The organism is Larkinella insperata (assembly GCF_026248825.1).
Lineage (GTDB): Bacteria > Bacteroidota > Bacteroidia > Cytophagales > Spirosomataceae > Larkinella > Larkinella insperata.
Genome location: NZ_CP110973.1, coordinates 902,065 through 923,827, shown reverse-complemented (window position 1 = coordinate 923,827; position 21,763 = coordinate 902,065). Strand labels below are relative to the sequence as shown.

The window sequence follows — 21,763 nt, the reverse complement described above, 5'->3', positions numbered from 1 at the left end:
CGATGATCCCTTCCTCTTTAATCTGTGTGGTCGGCAGTTCCAACACCGATATGGTTGTGAAAGCCGAAAAACTACCCGCTCCGGGCGAAACCGTCATTGGCGGAAAATTTTTGATGAATCCCGGCGGTAAAGGTGCAAACCAGGCCGTTGCGGCTGCCCGGATGGGCGGACAGGTGGCCCTGGCGGCCAAAGTGGGAAACGATGTATTTGGCAAACAGGCCATCCAGCAGTTTCAGCGGGAGAAAATCAACCCCAAATACATCACGACGGACAGCGAATCGCCCTCGGGCGTCGCCCTGATCAATGTGGATGCCAGGGGGGAAAACTGCATTACCGTTGCGCCCGGTGCCAACAGCCGCCTAAAGCCGGAAGATGTGGAGCTGATCCTGAATGATTTAAACCCGGCCGATCTGGTCTTACTGCAACTCGAAATTCCGCTGCCCACCGTCGATTACGTTATTCGGCGGAGCTTCCAGAAGGGCGTCCGCGTCATCCTGAATCCGGCCCCGGCCCAACCGCTTGCCTCCGACCTGTTTGGTTGCCTGCACCTGATTACGCCCAACGAAACGGAAGCCGAACTCCTGACCGGCATTCGGGTCACGGATTTGTCGACGGCTGAACAGGCCGCCCGGGCCATCCGGGCGAAGGGCGTACCGAACGTTATCATCACACTCGGCGGAAAAGGCGCTTACCTGTATACGGATTCCGTTTCCAGGGGTATCCCGGCCCCGCCCGTCACGGCGGTCGATACAACGGCGGCCGGCGACTGTTTCAACGGAGCGCTGGCCGTGGCGCTGGCCGAAGACCAGCCGCTCGAACAGGCCGTGGCCTTTGCCTGTAAAGCCGCTTCGATCTGTGTCACCCGGATGGGTGCCCAGGCTTCCATGCCGTACCGCAAGGAGGTGAACAGCCTGCCGCTGATCAATCCTGTTTCCTATTAAGCGTGCATTCCTAACCCTTAACTTCCTAAACCCGTATGTTTATCATTCCAACGTACACCCTGGCCGTTCTGTTTTGTTTCATTACCATGCTCTGCTGGGGCTCGTGGGCCAACACGCAGAAACTGGCCGCGGGCCACTGGCGTTTTGAACTATTTTACTGGGATTACGTCCTGGGTATTTCCCTTCTGGCGCTCCTATCGGCCTTTACGCTCGGCAGTAGCGGGAGTGGTGGACGGCCTTTTCTGGCGGATGTGGCCCAGGCCGATCAGGCGAATGTGTTGCTGGCCATACTGGGCGGTATTGTGTTCAATGCAGCCAATATTCTGCTTGGTGCCGCTACCGCCATTGCGGGGATGGCGGTGGCGTTTCCGGTGGGTATCGGGCTGGCGCTGGTCATTGGCGTGGTGGTCAATTACCTGGACGCGCCCGTTGGCAACGCAACCATTCTTTTTGGCGGGGTCGCCCTGATTGTGGTGGCTATTCTCCTGAATGCCAACGCCTACCGGAAAAGCGTAGACAAGGCCGCGGGGGTGTCCACCAAGGGATTAGCGCTGGCGATTGTCAGTGGCTGCCTGATGGGTTTGTTTTACAAATACGTCGCTCAGTCGATGTTTCCGGATTTTAACACGCCCGAACCCGGCAAACTCAGTCCCTACACGGCGGTGGTCTTTTTTTCGGTCGGGGTGCTGGTCAGCAACCTGTTGTTTAATACGCTGTTGATGCTGCGGCCTTTCGTGGGAAAACCCGTCAGCTACGCGGACTATTTCCGGGGTGGCCTGCGCAATCACCTGATGGGCATTCTGGGGGGCATGATCTGGTGCATCGGATTTGCCTTCAGCATCATTGCTTCCGATCAGGCCGGCCCTGCCATTTCGTACGGTCTGGGCCAGGGCGCAACCGTCGTGGCCGCCATCTGGGGCATTTACGTCTGGCGGGAGTTTCGCAACGCGCCAAAGAGCACCTATCGCATCCTGAACGTCATGCTTCTTTGCTACGTGGTGGGGTTGAGCCTGCTGATTATCGCCCGCTAACCGCCCAGGACCACTCTACCAAATAACCATAACCGGCTGCATGAAGCCGTGTCCGTATCCGCTTTCCCCAAAAAATATGAGTTGCCCACCGACAGTACATTCCTTCTATTCCTAACCATCCAATGCAAACCCTTACTTTTTACCGCAATGAAGCCATCTCAACGATTCAGAACCCTGCATCTCCTGACGGGAATTGGGTTCTTTAGTCAACTGCTCTGCCTGACTCCGGTCTGGGCGTCGGGGCCACCGCTTTCCAATCATGAATTAAACCAATCACGCGCTGTCATTCAGGTAGCGGGGCGGGTGACGGGCGACAAGGGCGAAGCCATTCCGGGCGTTAGCGTCGTGTTGAAGGGCACCACCCGCGGGACCAATACCGATGCGGACGGTGCCTACCGGCTGGACGTTCCGGATGCCAGTGCAACGCTGGTCTTTTCGTTTGTCGGGTATGCTTCACAGGAAATGGTGGTGGGCAGTCGCACTACGATTAACATCCAGCTGGCTCCCGACGAGAAGGCCTTGGGTGAAGTGGTGGTGGTGGGGTATTCAACCATCAAAAAAGAATCGCTGACCGGGGCCGTGGCCGCCGTCAAGGGCACGGACCTCATCAAGCGAACCACCTCCAACGTGCAGCAGGCTTTGCAGGGACAAGTGCCGGGCCTGACGGTGTTGGATCAGGGAGCGGGGCCCGGCAAAACCAACATGGTGATGCGGATTCGGGGCATTACAACACTGGGCGCCAACGAACCACTGGTGATTGTGGACGGTATTGAACAGCGATTGGGCGATATTAATCCGCTGGATATCGAATCCGTCTCGGTCCTGAAAGATGCTTCTTCGACGGCCATCTACGGTTCGCGGGCGGCCAACGGCGTTGTGCTGCTCACCACCAAACGGGCGGCTGCGGGTAAACTGGCGATTTCCTACAACGGGTATTACGCCCTGCAAAATTCGAACAACAACCCGGTGCACATGGAGCTGGCCGATTACCTGAAACTCCAGCAGATCGCCTGGACCAACTCAACCGGCGGCCCGGGAATCTACACGGACGCGTACATTCAGGAATACCTCAACGCCACCGACCGCCTGAAGTACCCGCTGCCGAACGTCTGGTACGACGAGGTGCTGCGGACGGCGCCCCAGATGAACCATTCGCTGTCGGTCAGTGGGGGAACGGAAAGCATCCGGGCGCTGCTGAGTGTACGGTATCAGGGGCAGAAAGGGATCATCCCGAATTCCGATTCGAAGATCGGCGAGATTCGCCTGAACACGGATTACCAGCTTTCGCCCAAACTGAAATTCGGAACGGATGTCAATTACCGCTCGAATAACATTCTGTCGCCCATCAACGAAAACGACGTGTTCAACAAGATGCTGCAAACGTCGCAGTGGACGGTTCCGCGTTACCCCGACGGCACCTACGGCATCAGCTCCGACGGCTACAATCCGCTCGTGTCGGCGGAGTTGGCCGGTACGGCCCGGACGCTGGATGAGTACCTGTTTGGAAATTTCAAGGGCGAATGGCAAATCGTGAAAGGGCTGAAGTTTACTACGCAGATCGGCGCCCGGATTACCCTGACAACCGGAAAAAATTACGCCAACAGCTACGAAGTCCGGGATTATTTCAACCCGTCGGTGATTCGGAGAAATGTGCCGCTCAACAGCCTGACCGAAAACCGCAACGACGTTCGGGAGTACACCCTCAATAATCTCTTGAATTACACCACCAATTTTGGGGATCATACCGTCAATGTGCTGGCCGGTTATTCGCAGATTTCGAACCGGGGCCGTTCGCTGAGCGCCTACCGGCAGGGGTTCTACAGCAATGGTATTGAGTCGATTGGCTCCGGTACCAACGACGCCACCAAGAACAACGGCGGGGTAGAATACACCTGGGGGTTGCGGTCCTACTTCGGGCGAGTGAACTACGCGTACCAGGACAAATACCTGTTTGAAGCCAACGGGCGCTACGACGGTTCGTCCCGGTTTCTGGGCGATAATCGCTACAGCTTCTTCCCGTCGGTATCGGCGGGCTGGCGGATTTCGGAAGAGAAATTCTGGGGGGATCTGGGGCAATACATCGGGGAGTTGAAACTGCGCGGTTCGTGGGGCAAAACCGGTAACCAAGCCGTCGATTTGTACAGCGGTCTGGCGACGCTGAGTCTGGGTGTATATTCCTTCAACGGGCTTCCGGCGCAGACGTTCCAGCAAACCCGGATTGCGAACCAGGGACTGACCTGGGAAACGACGACGCAGTCCAATGTGGGGATTGATGCGCAGTTTCTGAACAACCGGTTTTCGCTGAGCGTCGATTATTACAACAAAAAAACCGACGACATTCTGCTGACCCTGCCGGTGCCCGGTACGCTCGGGCTGCTGCCCGCGCCCCAGAACGCCGGTCGGGTCGATAACAAAGGCTGGGAGTTTACGGTCGGTGCGCACAACAAGTTTGGGCAATTTGGCTTCGACGCCAACCTGAACTTCACGATCAACCACAACAACGTGGTGAATCTGGCGGGAACCGGGCCGTACATCACGGGCGGCAACGAAACGCGTTACATCACGGCGGAGGGTTACCCGATCAACTCGTTCTGGGGCTACCGCACCGACGGGTTATTTCAGACGCCGGAGGAAATTCAGAACTACCCGACTATGCGAACCGGGGTGATGCCCGGCGACGTAAAGTTTTTGGACCTGAACGGCGACGGCAAAATAACGCCGTTGGACATGACCTACCTGGGCCAGAGCTTCCCGATTTACACCTTCGGCTCCAACCTGAATTTCTCCTATAAAAACTTTTCGTTGAGTATGCTCTTTCAGGGCACGGCGGGGCATAAGGCCCGAATCGGTGGCGCCATCATCGAAATGGGCATCTGGGGCGGTTTTACCCACAAACTGATTACGGACAATTACTGGACGCCCGACAACCCGGATGCCCGTTTTCCGAGACCGCTGAAGTACGATCTGCGGAATTTTGTGATGGCTGACCGCGACCTGATGAACGGTTCGTACCTGCGGCTGAAAAACATCCAGCTCATGTACCAGATTCCGTCGACGCTCACCAAACGGGTGGGCATTGGCCGGGCGAGCGTATACGTTGCCACCACCAACCTGCTGACGTTTGCGTCGCTCAACGAGTGGAATGTTGACCCGGAAACCATTCCCGGCGGACGCACCGAGCAGTACCCGCAGACGGCATTATCCACCCTGGGCCTCAATGTCCAATTCTAGGTTTCCTGTTCACCCAAAAGCAAAAACCGATGAAAAAACTAATAACCTCCCTGTTTGTCTCCGCGGTATCGGCCCTTCTCTCGGCCTGCAACCCGGACCTGCTGGAGACGATTCCCAACGACCGGGTTTCGTCCGAAATTTTCTGGAAAACCGAGAAAGATGCAACGCTGGCGGCCAATGCCGTGTATACCTACCTGGAAACGGCGGCTAACTTCACGAACTGGGATGCCATGTCGGACATTGGGCACGTGACGCTCATGTGGCGCGAAGAATCCGTAATCGAGAAGGGCGCTTATGATGCCACCTACGGCAAAGTTCTGAACGAGTGGAACGACGCTTACAAAGGCATTCAGGCGGCCAACGCGTTTCTGGACAATGTTGATAACGTAACGACCTCCAACACGGCGCTCATCGACCGCCTGAAGGGCGAAGTGCGCACCCTGCGGGCCTATTTTTACGTTAAGCTGGCCATTTTATACGGTGACGTTCCGCTCGTGACCAAATCGATGACGGTGGAGGAAAGTCGTCAGATTACCCGGACGCCCGTGGCCCAGATCTGGGATTTTATCAGCAAGGAGTTGACGGAAGCCGCGGCCCTGCTACCCACCACCCCCACCGAAAAAGGCCGGGTAACGAAAGGGGCGGCCCTGGCCATCAACGCCCGCACTTTGCTCTACGCCGGACGGTTTAAAGACGCGGCTGCTGCGGCCAAACAGGTCATGGATTTGAATGTATACAGTTTGTATCCGTCTTACGAAAACCTGTTTACGTATGCCGCCGAGAATAACGCGGAAGTGATTTTTGACAAACAGCACGTCAAGGATATCCAGTCTAACAACATTTTTAGCCTCACCACGCCAAACAGCGTTTTTCCGCAGGTCAACAGTTTCGTGCCGACCAAGCAGGCCGTCGATGCGTACCGGATGGCCAACGGCAAGGAAATCACCGATCCGACCAGCGGTTTTGATCCGAAAAACCCGTACGCCAACCGCGACCCCCGGCTTCGGTATTCGATTTACGTGCTGGGTTCTGAACTCCCGAACGGAAAAACGTACGACTCCCGGCCCGGCAGCGGTACGGGCGACGCCATCGGTAATTCTGAAAACTCGACCGGAACGGGCTTCAACACCCGGAAGTACCTCAACAAAGACGATATGGTGCAGCCCAACAACAGCGGCATCAACCTGATTCTGATGCGCTACGCCGAGGTATTACTCATCTATGCCGAAGCCAAAATTGAAGCCAATGAGCTTGACCCGAGTGTGCTGGCGGCTATCAATCAGGTGCGAAGCCGTCCGGATGTAAAAATGCCCGCCATCACCACGCTGGGTTCGCAGGCTGAAATGCGGAAACTGGTGCGCAACGAACGGCAGGTTGAACTGGCGTTTGAGGGCTTACGGTACTTCGACATCCGGCGCTGGCGGATCGCCGAAACCGTGGTGCCGGGCATCCTTTACGGCATGACCTACACCAATCCGGCGGGCCAGCAGGTCACGATTTCCCTGCCCGCTTTTGTGAAAGTATTCAACAAAGACCGTGACTATCTGTGGCCCATTCCGCAGCGGGAACGGGAGCTCAATCCGAATTTAACGCAAAACCCTAACTGGTAATTTAACCTGATCATTCGATGAAAAAAGTCTTTTTGTTAGCCCTAAGTCTGGTTGTTTTCGCTGCTTTTCAGCGACCGAAGCCAGCGGTGGCCCCGAGAGCCATCACCCTATCCAAAGCTGCTTTGCAGAACAAAATCAAAGGCGGCTGGGCCGGTCAGGTCATTGGCTGTACGTTCGGCGGACCGACGGAATTTCGTTACCCCGGAACCATGATCAATGATTACCAGAAAATACCGTGGTACGACGGGTATATCAAGCACACGATGGTAAACAACCCCGGGCTGTACGACGATCTGTACATGGACCTCACGTTTGTGGATGTATACGAGAAAGAAGGACTGAACGCACCGACGGAATCGCACGCCAAAGCCTACGCCAACGCCGAGTACATGCTCTGGCACGCCAACCAGGCCGGGCGCTATAACATTCTGAACGGGATCAAAGCCCCCGAATCCGGGCACTGGCTGAACAATCCGCACGCCGATGACATTGATTTCCAGATCGAAGCCGACTTCTCCGGTTTGATGGCTCCCGGTATGCCCAATACGGCGGCTCAACTGGGCGATGGCATTGGGCACATCATGAACTACGGCGACGGCTGGTACGGCGGGGTGTATGTGGGCGCGATGTATTCGCTGGCTTTTGTTTCGAACGATGTAAATTACGTGGTGAAGGAAGCCTTAAAAACCATTCCGGCGCAGAGCACCTTTTACCAGTGCATCGCCGATGTAATCAAGTGGCACGCCAAATACCCCAATGACTGGAAACAGACCTGGTTTGAAACCCAGCGCAAATGGGCAGATGAAGCAGGTTGCCCGGACGGGGTGCACGCTCCGTTCAACATCGATGCCAAAATCAACGCGGCTTACATTGTCATCGGCCTGCTGTACGGCGGGGGCGACTTCACCAAAACGATGGAAATCAGCACGCGCTGCGGCCAGGACTCCGACTGCAACCCGTCATCGGCGGGCGGTATTCTGGGAACGATGATGGGGTACGATAAAATACCGGCTTACTGGAAAATGGGGCTGGCCGAAGCGGAAGACATCGACTTCAAATACACCACGATGTCGCTGAACGACGTTTACCAGATGGGGTTGAAACACGCCCTGCAGGTGGTGCAGAAAAACGGCGGTCAGGTATCGGGCGACAACGTAACGATTGCGGTCCAGACGCCGAAAGCCGTGCGGCTCGAGCAGTCCTTTACCGGTCATTTCCCAATCGAGAAAAAAAGCATTCAGAAAGAGCTGGCGGATGAGTACACCGCTGATTTCGACGGTATTGGCTTTGTGTTGATGGGCCATGCGTCGGCAAGGTCGTCGGCCCCGCGCGAACGGTCCAACACCTCCTTTGTATTCAACGCTGAACTTCACGTAGACGGCAAACTGGTGGAAACCGCTAAACTGCCGGTGAGCTTCATTGCGCGTCGGCACGAGTTGTTCTGGAAGTATCAGATGCCCAAGGGGAAACATACCATCCGCGTAAAAGTGCTGAACCCCAATCCGGAGTATACCATTCGGATGAGCAGCCTGCTGACGTACGGCGATAAACCGCTCAAAACCGAAATATAGGAGCCGGTGAGGTTTGGACAAACGGCAGCCAATTAACTCCCAACGCTTCCGGATTTATGCCTCCTTGCCGACCTTGTCCGTTTGTGAACAAAAGAGTGTCCGGTGACGGACACTCTTTTGTTTTTGATGGACTTATTCAGTTAATTATCAACGGATTGTTTTTCTGGCATAAGCCTTGAGCTTGGCTAGTCAGTCCGTTCATCTGGCAACAACATGTTTCACAACTACCTCGTCATTGCGTTTCGAAATCTCTGGAAGCATAAGCTGTTTTCCTTCATTAACGTCGTGGGGTTGGCGTCCGGAATAATGGTTTGTCTGCTGGCGTTGATGCAGGTAAAGAGCACGTTTGAATACGATCTGTTTCATCCGCATCCGGAGCGGACGTACCGGATTATCACCGACGTTACCGGCCAGAACGGAAACAAACAATCGTTCGCCATGACGCCCCTGCCGCTGGGCGATCTTCTGCCGCGGGAGTACGGCTTTATCGAGAAAAGCGCACGGATTTATTTTGGGCTGCGGGGAGAAGTCAGCGGCAACGGCAAAACGCTGTACGCGTCGGGCGCTTTTGTGGACCCGACTTTTTTTGAAATGTTTGGGTACAAACTATCAGCGGGCCGCCCGGCCCTTGAACCCAATACCGTCGTGCTGACGTCGGCGACGGCACAAAAGTTTTTCGGAGCTGCCAATCCGGTGGGTAAAACCGTCCTGATTCGCGACCAGGGCCATTTTACCGTGACGGGCGTTTTGGCTCCCGCCGAAAAATCCCACCTGAATTTCGAGATGCTGGCGTCGATGGCAACCCGTCAGACCGACGCGCAGCTCACCAACTGGAACGATACGTATTCGGCCTGCACATACATTCTCGCGAAAAAAGGAATGACGCGGCAAACCCTTGATCAGGCTCTGCCGGTCGTGTCGGCCCGAATTAACCGCTTATTAGGCACTAAATCACCCATTCAATACGGATTCCGGGCGCAGGCAATGTCGGAAATTACGCCCGACCTGGAAGATTTGATCAGCATTACCGGGGCCGGGGCAACCACGATCGGAAGTTTGCTGTCGTTTGGGGTGGTGGCGCTGGTTATCCTGCTGCTGGCCGGATTCAACTACGTCAACCTGACGCTGGCCCGGTCGCTGAGCCGGGCGCGGGAAGTGGGTGTTCGGAAGGCAACGGGGGCGCTACGGTCGCAGTTGATCGGGCAGTTTCTGATCGAATCAACGGTGCTTGCCCTGCTTGCTCTGGGACTGGCCTACCTCCTGCTAATGGCCGTTGAGCCGTTACCGATTGTGCAGCGACTGACGCAGAATACGCGTTACGATGCCGCGTTGTGGCTCTACTTTTGCCTGTTTGCGCTGGCAACGGGGGCGGTGGCCGGGCTGGTTCCCGCGCGGGTTCTGTCGGCTTACCAACCCATGCAGGTCCTGCGGGGTCAAATTGGGCCGCGCCTGTTTCGGGGGGTGGGCTGGCGGAAAGCCCTGATTGTTGCTCAGTTTTCGGTGACGTTAACGGCGGCTGTTTTCATGCTGGTGATGTACCGGCAGTTTTCGTACATGGGCACGGGCGATTACGGTTTTAACCGCGAAAACATCCTGAATATTCCGTTGACGGGCTCGGCGGCTGATGTGGGCAAATACCGACTTCTGGCGAACGGTCTGTCCAAACAGGTGGGCGTCGAACGGGTTGGGGCTGTGTCTGAGAGCATGGGGCATTACGCCGATGACCGGAGAATGCGACGCGAAAGACGGGGGGATGCGGTGCCGATTCAGAATTTTGCGGTCGATCACAATTTCGTGCCGAGCATGGGGCTGACGGTGGTGGCCGGGCAAAACCTCCCCGAGTCGGTATCGGATTCGGCGGGTCATTTTATCCTGATCAACGAAACGGCCGTCAAGGCCTTGCAATTCGGAAGCCCGCAGCAAGCCGTTGGGCAGACGCTCTGGCTGGATAGTACGGATGTACAGGTGGCCGGTGTGCTAAAAGATTTTAACTTTATGAGCTTTAAGTGGACCATCATGCCCTTGATGGTCCGCTACGAGCCGAAACGCTTCCGGGTGTTGCAGGTGAGCGTGGCTGGCGGAGCCGCCGAAACGGTGGTGTCACGGATTGAAAAACTCTGGAAACAGATCAATCCGCGGGAACCGTTGTCGTATGGCTGGTATCAAGAAGAACTGTACGAGCAGCACATGCATTGGGATGACCAGCTGTTCTTTTACGTGCTGATCGGGATGGCTTTGTCCATCGCCTGTCTGGGCTTGCTCGGAATGGTTACGTACACCACCGAAACCCGGACCAAGGAGGTGGGAATCCGGAAGGTGATGGGGGCAACGGTAATGCAGATCGTGGTCCTATTGTCGAAAAGTTTCGTCAGTCTGTTGCTGATTGCCGGATTAATCGCCCTACCGGCAGGTTATAGCCTGGGCCGGTTGTTCTTGCAGGAGTTTGCGTACCACGTTTCCGTTGGCGCCGAAACGCTGGCTGTGTGTTTTGGGGCCATGCTGCTCATTGGCGGTCTGACCATCGGTTTCCGGACGTACCGGGCCGCCCTGGCAAACCCGACCGACAGCCTGAGGAACGAATAAGTGATTTAATGATGAAGGATGAACGATAAACTGTAAATTAATGGGTTGTTATTCATCCTCTGATAACTGAAGTTTACTGTTTTACAACTATACCAAAGTATGATTTCACTACAGAACGTTTCTAAGTACTACCCGGCCGGTTTCGGTAAGACGTACGTGCTGCGTAACATCACCCTCGATATCAGCGAAGGGGAGTTTGTCTCCATCATGGGGCCGTCGGGATCGGGAAAATCCACGCTGCTGCACATCCTGGGCATGCTCGAGGAGCCGTCGGAGGGCGAATACCTGTTCTACGATCAGCCGGTGCAGAAACTATCGGAGAAACGTCGTACCGAGTTACACCGTAACTACATTGGATTTGTGTTTCAGGCGTACCACCTGATCGACGAACTGACGGTTTACGAAAACATCGAAACCCCGCTGCTCTATAAAGGCATGTCGTCGTCGGAACGGAAAAGCCGCGTGGCCGAACTGCTCGACCGGTTTAATATGGTGGCTAAGAAAGACCTGTTTCCAACGCAGCTCTCGGGTGGTCAGCAGCAACTGGTCGGCATTGCCCGCGCCGTTGCTTCGCAGCCCAAGGTAATCTTTGCCGATGAACCCACCGGCAACCTGCATTCCGATCAGGCGAAGGAGATCATGGAACTGTTTAAAAAGCTGAACAAGGAAGATGGCGTCACCATTGTGCAGGTGACCCACTCGGAAGTCAACGCCGAATATGGCAACCGGATTCTGCGGCTGAAAGACGGCTGGCTCGAATCCTTTCCCGTATCGTTGGAAAGCGAATAAAGCCGTCGGCTAGGGTCCTGCCAGTATGGATTTGATTCGGTCTACCGGTTTTTCATTATAGACCGTTTCACCGATCTGCCGGATCCATTGAATACCCGCGACGTTGGTGCAAAATACCGCATCCGCCTGACCCAGCGCATCCGGCTTGAAAAGCCCTTCGCGAACGGTAAGGCCGTGTTGCGGAGCCCGGCGGAGGAGTTGCCGACGCAGGATTCCGTCGATGCAGCCGCTGTCGAGGGAGGGCGTAAAAAGCTGGTCGCCAAGGAGCCAGAACAGGTTGGAGGCAATGCACTCGGCCAGGTTGCCGCCGGTATCCAGCAGGATCATGTCATCAGCCTGTTGCTGTTGTTTCGCAATACCGGCCAGTACGTACGGTAGTGCGCTCAGCGTTTTGTAGGCCGAAACCGGCGAAGGCGACAGCCGAAACGCATCAAAAAAACCGACACGGGCTTTCTCCGTAAGCGCGAAAGCCGGGCCGGAGCGGGCCGTAATCAGGTAGTGCGTCTGGAAGCTGGTGGGCGTATACAGGCCGCCGGGCTGGCGCCAGACTTGCAGCTTGACGCGGGAGGGCTGACCGAGGAGCTGGTTGGCTTTCAGAAGGTCGTTAATCTGACTCAGGAGAAGATCCTGATCGAGCAGGGGGAGGGGTTGGAGCGAAAGGGCGGCCATGCCACGGGTAAGCCGGTCGTAATGGTCGGGCCAGAACTGGACTTCGTGGTGTTCGTAACGGATCGTCTCAAACAATCCGTCGCCGTACTGGAATGCCCGGTTGCTGGGCAACAGCCAGACGGCTTCTTCCCGCAGTATATCCCCGTTTAAAACCACGTTCGTTTGCATTTTCACCGTTTATCTAAAATAAGTAAAGAGTACGCAAGATACTTTGTAACATTGAACAACCATGAAGCGATTTACTACCAACAAAGGCCCGGTGAACCGGTTTAGATTGACGATCCTGGCATCGCTACTGGGGCTTAGCGTGCATGTAGCAGATGCTCAGACAACTGTGCAAAACACGCCGGCAGCGGCTAGTTCAACGGGCTCAACCGTTTACTCGCTGCGGCAATGTGTTGAAATTGCCTTGCAGAACAATATTCAGGCCCGCCGGGGTCAGTTGCAAGTGGAAAGCAGCGATTTGCAGTTGCGCCAATCCCGTCTGAATCTGCTTCCTAATGCTTCTTTTGGTGCGAATCAATCCTTGAGTGGTGGGGGGCGGCAGATTGACCCGTTTACCAACACTGTTATTCCTCAGCAGAGCGTAAGTTCAAGTAATTACCAGCTTAATTCATCGCTGACAATTTTCAATGGATTCTCCCAGCGCAACACGATCAAGCAATATGATTTAGCGCGGGACGCCAGTCAGAAAGAATTACTAGCAACCAATAATACCGTAGCCTTAACGGTTGTTCAGAGCTATCTGAACGTATTGACTTATCAGGAACAACTGGAAATCGCGCGGGGGCAGGTGGCTACCACGCGGGGGCAACTCGAACGGACGGAAAAGTTGGTCAATGCCGGTACTTTGGCGGAAGCTCAACTCTTTGATCTACGGGCTCAGGTTGCCAATGATGAACTAGCCATCGTTACGGCTCAAAATAATCTCGATCTGGCTAAGCTAGCTTTGTTGCAAGCCATGAATGTGCCGGGTGGACAGAATATCGATGTCGAACGCATGGAAGTACCCGATCCGACGTTTTCTCCGTACTCGGCCACAGCCCAACAGGTCTATAACATAGCACTGGAAAATATGCCAGATATTCAAGGTGCCGATTTGCGAGTACGCAGTGCGGCTGCCGGTGTTGAAGTAGCCAAGGGGGCACTGTATCCTTCTCTAACGTTGAATGCCAGCCTCTACACTTTTGTATCAAGTACAAACCGTCAAAGTTCGCGTGACACCAGCCGTGTGACACAACAGCAGATACCCGGTCAGTTTATTTTAGTCAATGGTATACAAGAACCCATTTTCCAAACGGTTTATGGATCAAACTCTTCAAGAGTTGGTTTCGTCGATCAAGTTACCAATAACCTGAACCGCTCCTTGTCTGTTAGCTTGCGCATTCCAATTTTTACAAATTTTCAGTCGCGCAATCAGATTACTACCGCCAAGATTCAGCAGCAAACCGCCGAGTTGAATGCGCAGAATGCCCGATTGACGTTGCGGCAAAACATTGAAACGGCGTACACCAATATGTTAGCCGGGGCCAATCGATTCCGGGCTACATCAATCCAAGTGGAGTCGCTGGAGCAGGCTTTTCGGGCGGCCGAAAGTCGATTCAACGCCGGTGCTTTAAATTCAGTAGATTATAATATTGCCAAAAATAACCTGGACAAAGCCCGGGCTAACTTGGTACAAGCGAAATTTGATTATATTTTCCGGACAAAAATCCTTGATTTTTACCAAAACAAACCATTATCTTTTTAGCGAATAATGAACATTGAATAATGAATATTGAATAATTTGCATCTTTCCATGTGAAGATCGCGTGTTCAATATCCTATCCATGCTCATTATTCATTGTTCAACATTCGCGTATGAAACGTAAATCAAACCGCATCTGGTGGATATTAGGCGGTGTTGTGGTCCTGTTGATCGGCGGGTTGGTAGCCGCCAAGCAAGCTGGGCTGATTGGGAAAGAAAAACCAACCGAGGTTGATTTTACCGCAGTCAAGAAAGTTGACATTATCGAGCGGGTCAGCGCTTCGGGCCGGGTTCAGCCGGAAGTCGAAGTGAAAATCAGTCCGGATGTGTCCGGAGAAATCATTGCCCTGTACATTGCCGAAGGGGACTCCGTTAAAAAAGGGCAACTGCTGCTAAAGATTCGTCCGGATAACTACGAGTCGCTGCTGGCCCGCGCCCGCGCTACGGTCAATTCCAGCCGGGCTCAGTTCCAGCAAACCAAAGCATTGGCGGCCCAGGCCCAGGCCCGGCTTATTCGCGCCAGAGCCACGTATGAGCGAAATAAAAAGTTACTGGCTGATAAAGTAATTTCTGCGGCCGATTTTGAACAGATCGAAGCGGATTACAACGTGGCCCGACAGGAAATCGAGTCGGTTCAGGCTAACATCAAGGCGGCTGAGTTTAACGTGGCCGGAGCCGAAGCAGGCTTGCGGGACGCCACCGAAAACCTGCGAAAAACAACCATTTATGCGCCGGTAAACGGCACCGTTTCCAAGCTGAACGTTGAGTTGGGCGAGCGCGTGGTCGGAACGTCGCAAATGGCGGGTACGGAAATGCTCCGGATTGCCAACCTGAACAACATGGAAGTTCGGGTGAATGTCAACGAAAACGACATCGTACGTGTCAGTGTGGGCGATACCGCTGATATTGATGTGGATGCCTACTCAACGACAAACCGCAAATTCAAAGGGATTGTTACCGAAATAGCCAATACTGCCAATGGGCTGGCCGCTACCGGTTCGAGCAGTGGTGCTTCCTCCAGCCTTTCAACGGATGCCGTAACCGAGTTCGAAGTCCGGATCAAAGTTCTCAACAGCTCTTACAAAGACCTGCTGGCGCAGCGGGCCAAGCGGACGTATCCCTTAAAACCGGGCATGACGGCCTCCGTTGAAGTAATTACCGACCGGCGGCCCGGCGTTCTGGCCGTTCCGATTGCCGCCGTCACAACCCGGGGAGCCGCTCAGGAAGCAATGAACCGCAACCCGAATGATGAGGATGGTAACCAGGAAAATAAACCGGCCAATCAGGCACCCACTAAAAAAGAGGAAGTTAAGGAGATTGTGTTTGTTCGTCAGAACGACAAGGTAGTTCAGCGGGAAGTCAAAACCGGTATCAGTGATTTTGACAACATCGAAATTAAATCGGGGCTGAAGCCCGGTGAAGAAGTCGTTTCCGGGCCATTCATTGCGGTATCGAAGCGCTTGAAAGATGGCGATTTGGTGGTGAAACGGGATCCCAACAAAGACAAAAAACCGGAAAAACCGGCTGAATAATTATAATTGAACGATTAGGTTGAGAAAGCGAAAACGCCTGCCCAATTGAGAGGTGCGGGCGTTTTTTGTATTTTGCGGACCTTTACTCAAAGACTAAAGAGGGTAGACAGGAGATAAAAGACGGACCGATTGACGCGTCGAAAGTTTTTTCTCTCTGTTCTCTGTTCTATCTTCTCAATCAAAACACCTATGAATCAAGCCGCTCGGATAACCGTTGTGGGTGGTGGCAGTTGGGCCACCGCGATCATTAAAATCTTATCGGAAGGAAACAACCACGTTCGCTGGTGGTTGCGAAGCCAGCGGGACGCCGACCACATCAAGAAATTTCACCACAACCCCAGCTACCTGAGCGACGTTCAGATCAGCCCCCGGAAAGTGCGGGTCTGCACGAAAATCAAGGATGCGCTGAGCGTGAGCGACCACATCATTCTGGCGGTTCCGGCGGCTTTTGTCAGTGATGCGCTGAAAGGGGTGAAGCCCGCGCACCTGGCCGGAAAAAGTGTTATTTCTGCCATAAAAGGCATGATTCCCGAAAAAAACCAACTGGTCACGGATTGGGCGGAGCAGAGCTTTGAAGTGCCCGCCGGTCGGATTGCCGTCATTGCCGGGCCTTGCCATGCGGAAGAAGTTGCTCTCGAAAAACAGTCGTATTTGACCATTGCTTCCCAAAATCTGGAATTTGCTTCGGAAGTGGCGCACTTGTTCAACGGCCGTTTCGTTCAAACTTCTCCGCTCGACGATATCTACGGGGTGGAATACTGCGCCGTCATGAAAAACATTATTGCGCTGGCCTGCGGGATTACGCACGGATTAGGCTACGGCGATAACTTTCAGGCGGTTCTGGTGTCCAACGCCATGCAGGAAATCCGTCGGTTTGTGGATACGGTTTACCCGATGCAGCGCGATCTGAGCGCGTCGGCTTATCTGGGCGATTTGCTGGTGACGGCTTATTCGCCGTTCAGCCGCAACCGGACATTCGGGCACCTGATTGGGCGCGGGTACAGCGTACAATCGGCGCAAATGGAAATGAATATGATTGCAGAAGGCTATTATGCCGTCAAAAGCATTCACGAAATCAACCAGCACTACGGTGTTTCGATGCCGATTGTGGAGATGGTTTATACGGTTTTATACGAAAAAACGTCGCCGGTTTCGGCGACGAATGCGTTGAAAGCGGTTTTGAAATAACACGCTGTACCTGTCAACCCGGCTGTGCAGGTGGGAACGTTAGAGGAAGCTCCGGATGTGAGCGGCTACTTCGGCCAGCTCCTCCTGGCTCATTTTCAGTTTATTATTGAAGTTCATGTCCGCCATGCTGTTTAACGGAATCAGGTGAACGTGAGCGTGCGGCACTTCCAGGCCAATGACCGATACGCCGATTCGTTGGCAGGGAATGGCTTTTTCGATGGCGGGGGCAATCTGTTTGGCAAATTTCATCAGCCCGGCATACAACTCGTCATCCAGATCAAACAGGTAATCAATTTCCTGCTTCGGAATAACCAGGGTATGTCCTTTCACGACGGGAAATGCGTCCAGAAAAGCCAGGTAGTCGTCGGTTTCGGCAATTTTATGCGCCGGAATTTCGCCGTTGACAATGCGGGAGAAGATGGAAGCCATAGGATGCAATAAAGACCAATGAATAATGAACAGTAAAAGAGGCAATGCTACCCGGGTAGCTGCCTGGTTCATTGTTCATTGGTCATTAAAAATTAACGTCCGATTTCGAGTACTTCAAATTCCAGCGTACCGGCCGGAACCTTGATTTCAGTAGTATCGCCCACTTTTTTGCCCAGTAAGCCTTTACCGATGGGAGATCCTACGGAGATTTTCCCCAACTTCAGATCGGCTTCTTCTTCCGATACCAGCGTATACGTCACGGTGGCACCGTTTTTTCGGTTTTTAATCTTTACAGTCGATAAAACCGATACCTGTGAGGTGTCAATCGAGGATTCATCCAGCAGACGAGCGTTCGAAATGATTTCTTCCATCTTCGAAATCTTCATTTCCAGCAAACCTTGTGCATCTTTTGCTGCGTCGTATTCGGCGTTTTCGCTCAGGTCACCTTTATCGCGGGCTTCGGCTATTTGGCGGGCAATATCAGTTCGGCCTTTGGTTTTGAGCTCATTTAATTCGGCTTTCAGCCTCGAAAGTCCTTCTTCGGTGTAATACGAAATTTTACCCATGTTACATTACTCTATAAATTCTTTTGCCTTTAGTTTCATTGTTCCTAAGCACTTACGGTCCTGCTGCAGCAAACCACCAGCGGTTGATTTGGCTACAAAAAAGAAAAGAACGGTTCGCTGACCGTTCTCCATACAAAATCTTGTTTCTTTGTAGGAAGCGTCAGGAACCTTTCTGCGGAATCGTATGGATAGCTGTTCGACTACTCATAGTGGAACTTAGGAGGACAAAAATAACAATTCCGTGGGATTCTCCCAACGCTCTAATCAGCAATTCGAGCAAATAACTAGTTACGGTTTTGAGAAGTAATTCTTTGCGCATCGTATTTATGGGGACGCCCGATTTCGCGGTTGCCAGCCTGCAAAAACTGCTTGACGACGGCTGTCAGGTGGTGGCAGCTGTGACGGCCCCCGACCGACCGGCCGGACGCGGACAGCAACTGACCGAATCGCCCGTGAAGCGGGCAGCGGTGGCGGCCGGTATTCCAGTATTGCAGCCTGAAAAGCTGCGCGATCCGGATTTTCTGGAACAACTGCAAAGCTATCAGGCCGACTTACAGGTAGTTGTTGCGTTTCGGATGTTGCCGGAAGTGGTTTGGGCTATGCCCCGGATTGGCACCTTCAACCTGCACGCTTCGCTGCTCCCGCAATACCGGGGAGCGGCTCCGATCAACTGGGCCATCATTAACGGCGAACAAGAAACCGGTGTGACGACGTTTTTCATCGAAAAAGAAATCGATACCGGCCAGATGATTTTTCAGGAAACCGAACCGATTCATGTGCAGGACACCGCCGGAACGCTTCACGACCGGCTGATGGAACGGGGTGCGGGGCTGGTGCTGAAAACCGTTCGGGCAATTGAGTCGGGGACGTATCCGCGTATTCCGCAGCCAGCGGTGGATGAACTGAAAATGGCTCCAAAAATTCACCGCGAAACCTGTGAAATCAACTGGTTTCAATCGGCGGAAGCTGTTCGGGATTTCGTGCGGGGCATGTCGCCTTATCCAACGGCCTGGACGAAAATCAACGGGAAAGCCTACAAGATTTACGCCGTTTCGGTGGCCAACCAATCCCCTTTTTCGGCAGAACCCGGGGAGGCTTATTCGGATGGCAAAAATACGCTGCTCATCAAAGCCGAGGATGCCTGGTTGTCGGTAGACGAACTGCAGGCCGAGGGAAAGCGGAAAATGACGATTGGAGACTATTTTAGGGGGAATAAAATCTGAGAGAATGCTGATTAGCTTAATTGCCGCCGTTGCCGAAAAAGGGGTCATCGGACGGGAAAATGATTTGGTGTGGCACTTGCCTGACGATTTCAAATACTTCAAACAAACTACCTCCGGGCACCCGATCCTGATGGGCCGGAAAACATTCGAGTCGCTGGGAAAGCCGCTGCCTAACCGCCTGAACGTCGTCATCACCCGCAATCCAGATTACCAGCCCGCAGGCGTTGTGGTGGTTGACTCCTTGGAAAAAGCGCTGGAAGAAGCCCGAAAAACCGCTGTTCCGGAAATATTCGTGATTGGGGGTTCCGAGATCTACCGACAGGCCATTCCCTTCGCTGACCGACTGTACCTCACGGAAGTGAAGGCTTCTTTTGACGGCGACGCCTGGTTTCCAGATTTTGACAAAGCCAACTGGCGGGAAGTGAGCCGACGGCATCATCCCACCGACGACCGGCACGCCGTAGCGTTTGATTTTGTGGTCTGGGAGCGCAGATAGCCTGCTGAGAGCCATTACCCTTTCATAAACCGGATCACGGCTACCTCCGCCAGCAGAAAAACCAGGGCGGCAATGATAAAGTATTTCCACAGGTTGGTGCCCAGATTTTGCTGCCGGAGTTCGTCGACAAAATCATCGTCCTGAATGCTGTCAAAGACTTGTACATTGGGCTGGCCCGCAAAGATGCGCCGGAGTTCGTCGGATGTATAAAAATCCATCTGCGACTCCCGGTTGCCGTGGTTAAACGCCAGCAACTTCTCCGTTTTACCGTTCAGTTGCAATTCGTAATACCCCGAAGCCAGTTGCTGGCCGTCGTTCAACTGGTTGCTTTTGGGCAGTTCCATAATCAGTTGCGTGCCGTTTACGCGCTGGATGGGAATGATCTCCAGTTTGTCACGCTTCAACTTATAGACGGCGTTGGGGGAGGCATTACTGACCCCGATATCAATGGTATTTTCGTCAAACGAGTAGGCCGTACGCTGGGGCCGTACGCTCAACGCGGCAATTTTGTACATGATGGGCACAAACAGCGCGTGCTGGGCAAGATTCCCGTAGTCGGTATTCAATGGGCTGGCAAAAATATAAACCTGACCACCAGCCGAACCGCCCGTCCGGGATTGCGTCAGGAAAGGCGTGCCGTTGCGGAGAGTCAGCAGCCGTTCGCCCACCACCCGCCATTGCCATACCGGCACGGCGTTGGGCAGATTTTCGATGCCCTGCTGGCTGGTCCGCTCGAAAATATCCCGAAAGAATGGACTCTGACGGTTGGGAGCCGAAAGCGGTTGAGATGAAGGCAGGGGAGGGGTCTGGGTTTGCAGACCACCCGCGCCCAAACTTGCCAGAAACGACGACCAGGCGGTGGCGTTTGGCGTGGTGGGCGGAATCACAATCAGGCTGCCGCCCTGACGCACAAACCGTTCGAGTTCACTGCGCAAGGTGCCGCCAACCTGATTGAGTCCTTCCAGCACAACCAGATCGGCGGTTTTAAACTGGCCCACGTCCACGTTCTGGGCGCTAAAACTCTGCCGGACAAACAAACTGTCGTTGCCGTAAACGTTCTCGACGTAATTGGCCTCGCTCTTCTGGTCGTACAGGTGCAGAACCCGAATGGACGGCGACGCCTGAATGACGAAGTAGTATTCATTGTCGAAGGTAATCGGATAGTCTTCAAACGTGATGCGGCCCCGCCGAAACCCTTTTTGGGTGACGTTGAAGTTCAGGCTGGCCGTGGCCTCTCCCTTGCCCGGCAAGGTAACCGAAGCCGTCGACACCTGAGTTTGGTCGATAAAGAGTTTAATGGGCAGGTTGCGCACCGATTCTTCGCCACTATTCCGGACGCGAACGTTGAGCGTGTTATTCTGCAATTCGCGGATAAACGGGGTGCTGAGCCAGACTGAATCTACGAAAACGTTTTTGGTAGGCTGGGTCTCCAGCGGTACCAGAAAAAGCCGGTTGGTGGTGTCAATGCTCAGCCGGGACAGGTCGCCAACGGTGCTTTTCTGAAAATCGGAAAACCAGAACAACTGGTTCGGACCACTCGGGTTGTTGGTGGCCAGCAGGTTTAGCTGCCGACGGTATACATCAGCCAGGGTGCGGGGCGTGTGCGCAAACCGGATGGTAGTGACGCGGTCGCGGAGGGCATCGGCCGTACCAACGGTTTGTTCTTGGCTGCTGAAATCATTGGTAACCAGCTGTAGCGAAGTTGCATTGCGAAAAAGTCCCAGGAGTTGATCCAGCTTACTGGTGGCAATGTCGAGATACCGTTTTTCGTTCAGCTCGTTCTGCATACTGTACGAGTTATCCAGGTACAGACTCGTCAGGCCCGTTCTTGACAAACCCAATCGGCTTTTGCTGGGAATAAACGGCTGGGCAAACGCGAGTACGAGACAGATGACAAACAACGACCGGAACAGCAGAATCAGGTAGTGTTTCAGCCGCCGGAACGATTTGGTTTCGGTCTGGACGGTTTTCAGCAGGGCGACGTTGGTGAAAAACACCCGGCGCGTCCGGCGGAAATTAAATAAGTGAATGGCAACAGGGACAGAGACAGCCAGTAGCCCAAACAGAAAAGAAGGATATAGGAAACTCATCAAACAGTTCGCTGGAACGATTATTTTCTTTTATAACGGCCAAACAAATCAATGTTGTTCGGGCTGT

Annotated in this window: 16 protein-coding genes; 12 read left to right on the top strand and 4 right to left on the bottom strand. The window is 53.9% G+C overall.

The window, feature by feature from the left end:
- Positions 1–2: 2 nt before the first annotated feature.
- From rbsK to OQ371_RS03590, 7 genes are all read left to right on the top strand, one after another.
- Positions 3–941 (top strand): ribokinase, encoded by a 939-nt coding sequence (rbsK, locus tag OQ371_RS03620; protein ID WP_265992421.1) that lies wholly within the window; start codon positions 3–5, stop codon positions 939–941.
- Positions 942–976: 35 nt separating this feature from the next.
- On the top strand, positions 977–1,972 hold the full coding sequence (locus OQ371_RS03615; RefSeq protein ID WP_265992420.1) for a GRP family sugar transporter: 996 nt from the start codon (positions 977–979) through the stop codon (positions 1,970–1,972).
- Positions 1,973–2,119: 147 nt separating this feature from the next.
- Positions 2,120–5,203 carry a SusC/RagA family TonB-linked outer membrane protein gene (locus tag OQ371_RS03610; RefSeq protein WP_265992419.1) on the top strand — a complete coding sequence of 1,028 codons (3,084 nt, stop codon included), beginning with the start codon at positions 2,120–2,122 and terminating at the stop codon, positions 5,201–5,203.
- A 29-nt stretch (positions 5,204–5,232) separates the two neighbouring features.
- Complete coding sequence (locus OQ371_RS03605) at positions 5,233–6,813, top strand: RagB/SusD family nutrient uptake outer membrane protein (protein ID WP_265992418.1); 1,581 nt, start codon at positions 5,233–5,235, stop codon at positions 6,811–6,813.
- 17 nt (positions 6,814–6,830) lie between these two features.
- On the top strand, positions 6,831–8,384 hold the full coding sequence (locus tag OQ371_RS03600; protein WP_265992417.1) for an ADP-ribosylglycohydrolase family protein: 1,554 nt from the start codon (positions 6,831–6,833) through the stop codon (positions 8,382–8,384).
- A gap of 213 nt (positions 8,385–8,597) precedes the next feature.
- Entirely contained in the window at positions 8,598–10,967 is a 2,370-nt protein-coding gene (locus OQ371_RS03595) for an ABC transporter permease (protein WP_265992416.1), read from the top strand.
- A gap of 99 nt (positions 10,968–11,066) precedes the next feature.
- Entirely contained in the window at positions 11,067–11,756 is a 690-nt protein-coding gene (locus OQ371_RS03590) for an ABC transporter ATP-binding protein (protein ID WP_265992415.1), read from the top strand.
- Positions 11,757–11,765: 9 nt separating this feature from the next.
- Here the strand turns inward: OQ371_RS03590 and OQ371_RS03585 are convergent, their stop codons facing one another.
- Positions 11,766–12,593 carry an aminotransferase class IV gene (locus OQ371_RS03585; protein ID WP_265992414.1) on the bottom strand — a complete coding sequence of 276 codons (828 nt, stop codon included), beginning with the start codon at positions 12,591–12,593 and terminating at the stop codon, positions 11,766–11,768.
- A gap of 61 nt (positions 12,594–12,654) precedes the next feature.
- Between OQ371_RS03585 and OQ371_RS03580 the strand changes: the two genes are divergently transcribed.
- From OQ371_RS03580 to OQ371_RS03570, 3 genes are all read left to right on the top strand, one after another.
- A complete protein-coding gene (locus tag OQ371_RS03580) occupies positions 12,655–14,175 on the top strand; it encodes a TolC family protein (protein ID WP_265992413.1) in 1,521 nt (506 codons plus the stop codon).
- Positions 14,176–14,285: 110 nt separating this feature from the next.
- Positions 14,286–15,704 carry an efflux RND transporter periplasmic adaptor subunit gene (locus OQ371_RS03575; protein ID WP_265992412.1) on the top strand — a complete coding sequence of 473 codons (1,419 nt, stop codon included), beginning with the start codon at positions 14,286–14,288 and terminating at the stop codon, positions 15,702–15,704.
- 189 nt (positions 15,705–15,893) lie between these two features.
- Complete coding sequence (locus OQ371_RS03570; protein ID WP_265992411.1) at positions 15,894–16,892, top strand: NAD(P)H-dependent glycerol-3-phosphate dehydrogenase; 999 nt, start codon at positions 15,894–15,896, stop codon at positions 16,890–16,892.
- 39 nt (positions 16,893–16,931) lie between these two features.
- On the opposite strand, the gene OQ371_RS03565 is transcribed toward OQ371_RS03570, so the two are convergent.
- Complete coding sequence (locus tag OQ371_RS03565) at positions 16,932–17,321, bottom strand: HIT family protein (protein WP_265992410.1); 390 nt, start codon at positions 17,319–17,321, stop codon at positions 16,932–16,934.
- A 92-nt stretch (positions 17,322–17,413) separates the two neighbouring features.
- A complete protein-coding gene (greA, locus tag OQ371_RS03560; protein WP_265992409.1) occupies positions 17,414–17,887 on the bottom strand; it encodes a transcription elongation factor GreA in 474 nt (157 codons plus the stop codon).
- Positions 17,888–18,198: 311 nt separating this feature from the next.
- Between greA and fmt the strand changes: the two genes are divergently transcribed.
- On the top strand, positions 18,199–19,110 hold the full coding sequence (fmt, locus tag OQ371_RS03555) for a methionyl-tRNA formyltransferase (RefSeq protein ID WP_265992408.1): 912 nt from the start codon (positions 18,199–18,201) through the stop codon (positions 19,108–19,110).
- A gap of 4 nt (positions 19,111–19,114) precedes the next feature.
- On the top strand, positions 19,115–19,606 hold the full coding sequence (locus OQ371_RS03550; protein WP_265992407.1) for a dihydrofolate reductase: 492 nt from the start codon (positions 19,115–19,117) through the stop codon (positions 19,604–19,606).
- Positions 19,607–19,620: 14 nt separating this feature from the next.
- On the opposite strand, the gene OQ371_RS03545 is transcribed toward OQ371_RS03550, so the two are convergent.
- Positions 19,621–21,696 (bottom strand): BatA domain-containing protein, encoded by a 2,076-nt coding sequence (locus OQ371_RS03545; protein WP_265992406.1) that lies wholly within the window; start codon positions 21,694–21,696, stop codon positions 19,621–19,623.
- Positions 21,697–21,763: the final 67 nt, after the last annotated feature.

Coding starts and splice junctions, on each gene's coding strand:
- greA (WP_265992409.1), bottom strand. CDS start 17,887: ATGGGTAAAATTTCGTATTACACCGAAGAAGGACTTTCGAGGCTGAAA.
- OQ371_RS03600 (WP_265992417.1), top strand. CDS start 6,831: ATGAAAAAAGTCTTTTTGTTAGCCCTAAGTCTGGTTGTTTTCGCTGCT.
- OQ371_RS03565 (WP_265992410.1), bottom strand. CDS start 17,321: ATGGCTTCCATCTTCTCCCGCATTGTCAACGGCGAAATTCCGGCGCAT.
- OQ371_RS03610 (WP_265992419.1), top strand. CDS start 2,120: ATGAAGCCATCTCAACGATTCAGAACCCTGCATCTCCTGACGGGAATT.
- OQ371_RS03570 (WP_265992411.1), top strand. CDS start 15,894: ATGAATCAAGCCGCTCGGATAACCGTTGTGGGTGGTGGCAGTTGGGCC.
- OQ371_RS03550 (WP_265992407.1), top strand. CDS start 19,115: ATGCTGATTAGCTTAATTGCCGCCGTTGCCGAAAAAGGGGTCATCGGA.
- OQ371_RS03545 (WP_265992406.1), bottom strand. CDS start 21,696: ATGAGTTTCCTATATCCTTCTTTTCTGTTTGGGCTACTGGCTGTCTCT.
- OQ371_RS03605 (WP_265992418.1), top strand. CDS start 5,233: ATGAAAAAACTAATAACCTCCCTGTTTGTCTCCGCGGTATCGGCCCTT.
- OQ371_RS03595 (WP_265992416.1), top strand. CDS start 8,598: ATGTTTCACAACTACCTCGTCATTGCGTTTCGAAATCTCTGGAAGCAT.
- OQ371_RS03585 (WP_265992414.1), bottom strand. CDS start 12,593: ATGCAAACGAACGTGGTTTTAAACGGGGATATACTGCGGGAAGAAGCC.
- rbsK (WP_265992421.1), top strand. CDS start 3: ATGATCCCTTCCTCTTTAATCTGTGTGGTCGGCAGTTCCAACACCGAT.
- OQ371_RS03590 (WP_265992415.1), top strand. CDS start 11,067: ATGATTTCACTACAGAACGTTTCTAAGTACTACCCGGCCGGTTTCGGT.
- OQ371_RS03575 (WP_265992412.1), top strand. CDS start 14,286: ATGAAACGTAAATCAAACCGCATCTGGTGGATATTAGGCGGTGTTGTG.
- OQ371_RS03580 (WP_265992413.1), top strand. CDS start 12,655: ATGAAGCGATTTACTACCAACAAAGGCCCGGTGAACCGGTTTAGATTG.
- OQ371_RS03615 (WP_265992420.1), top strand. CDS start 977: ATGTTTATCATTCCAACGTACACCCTGGCCGTTCTGTTTTGTTTCATT.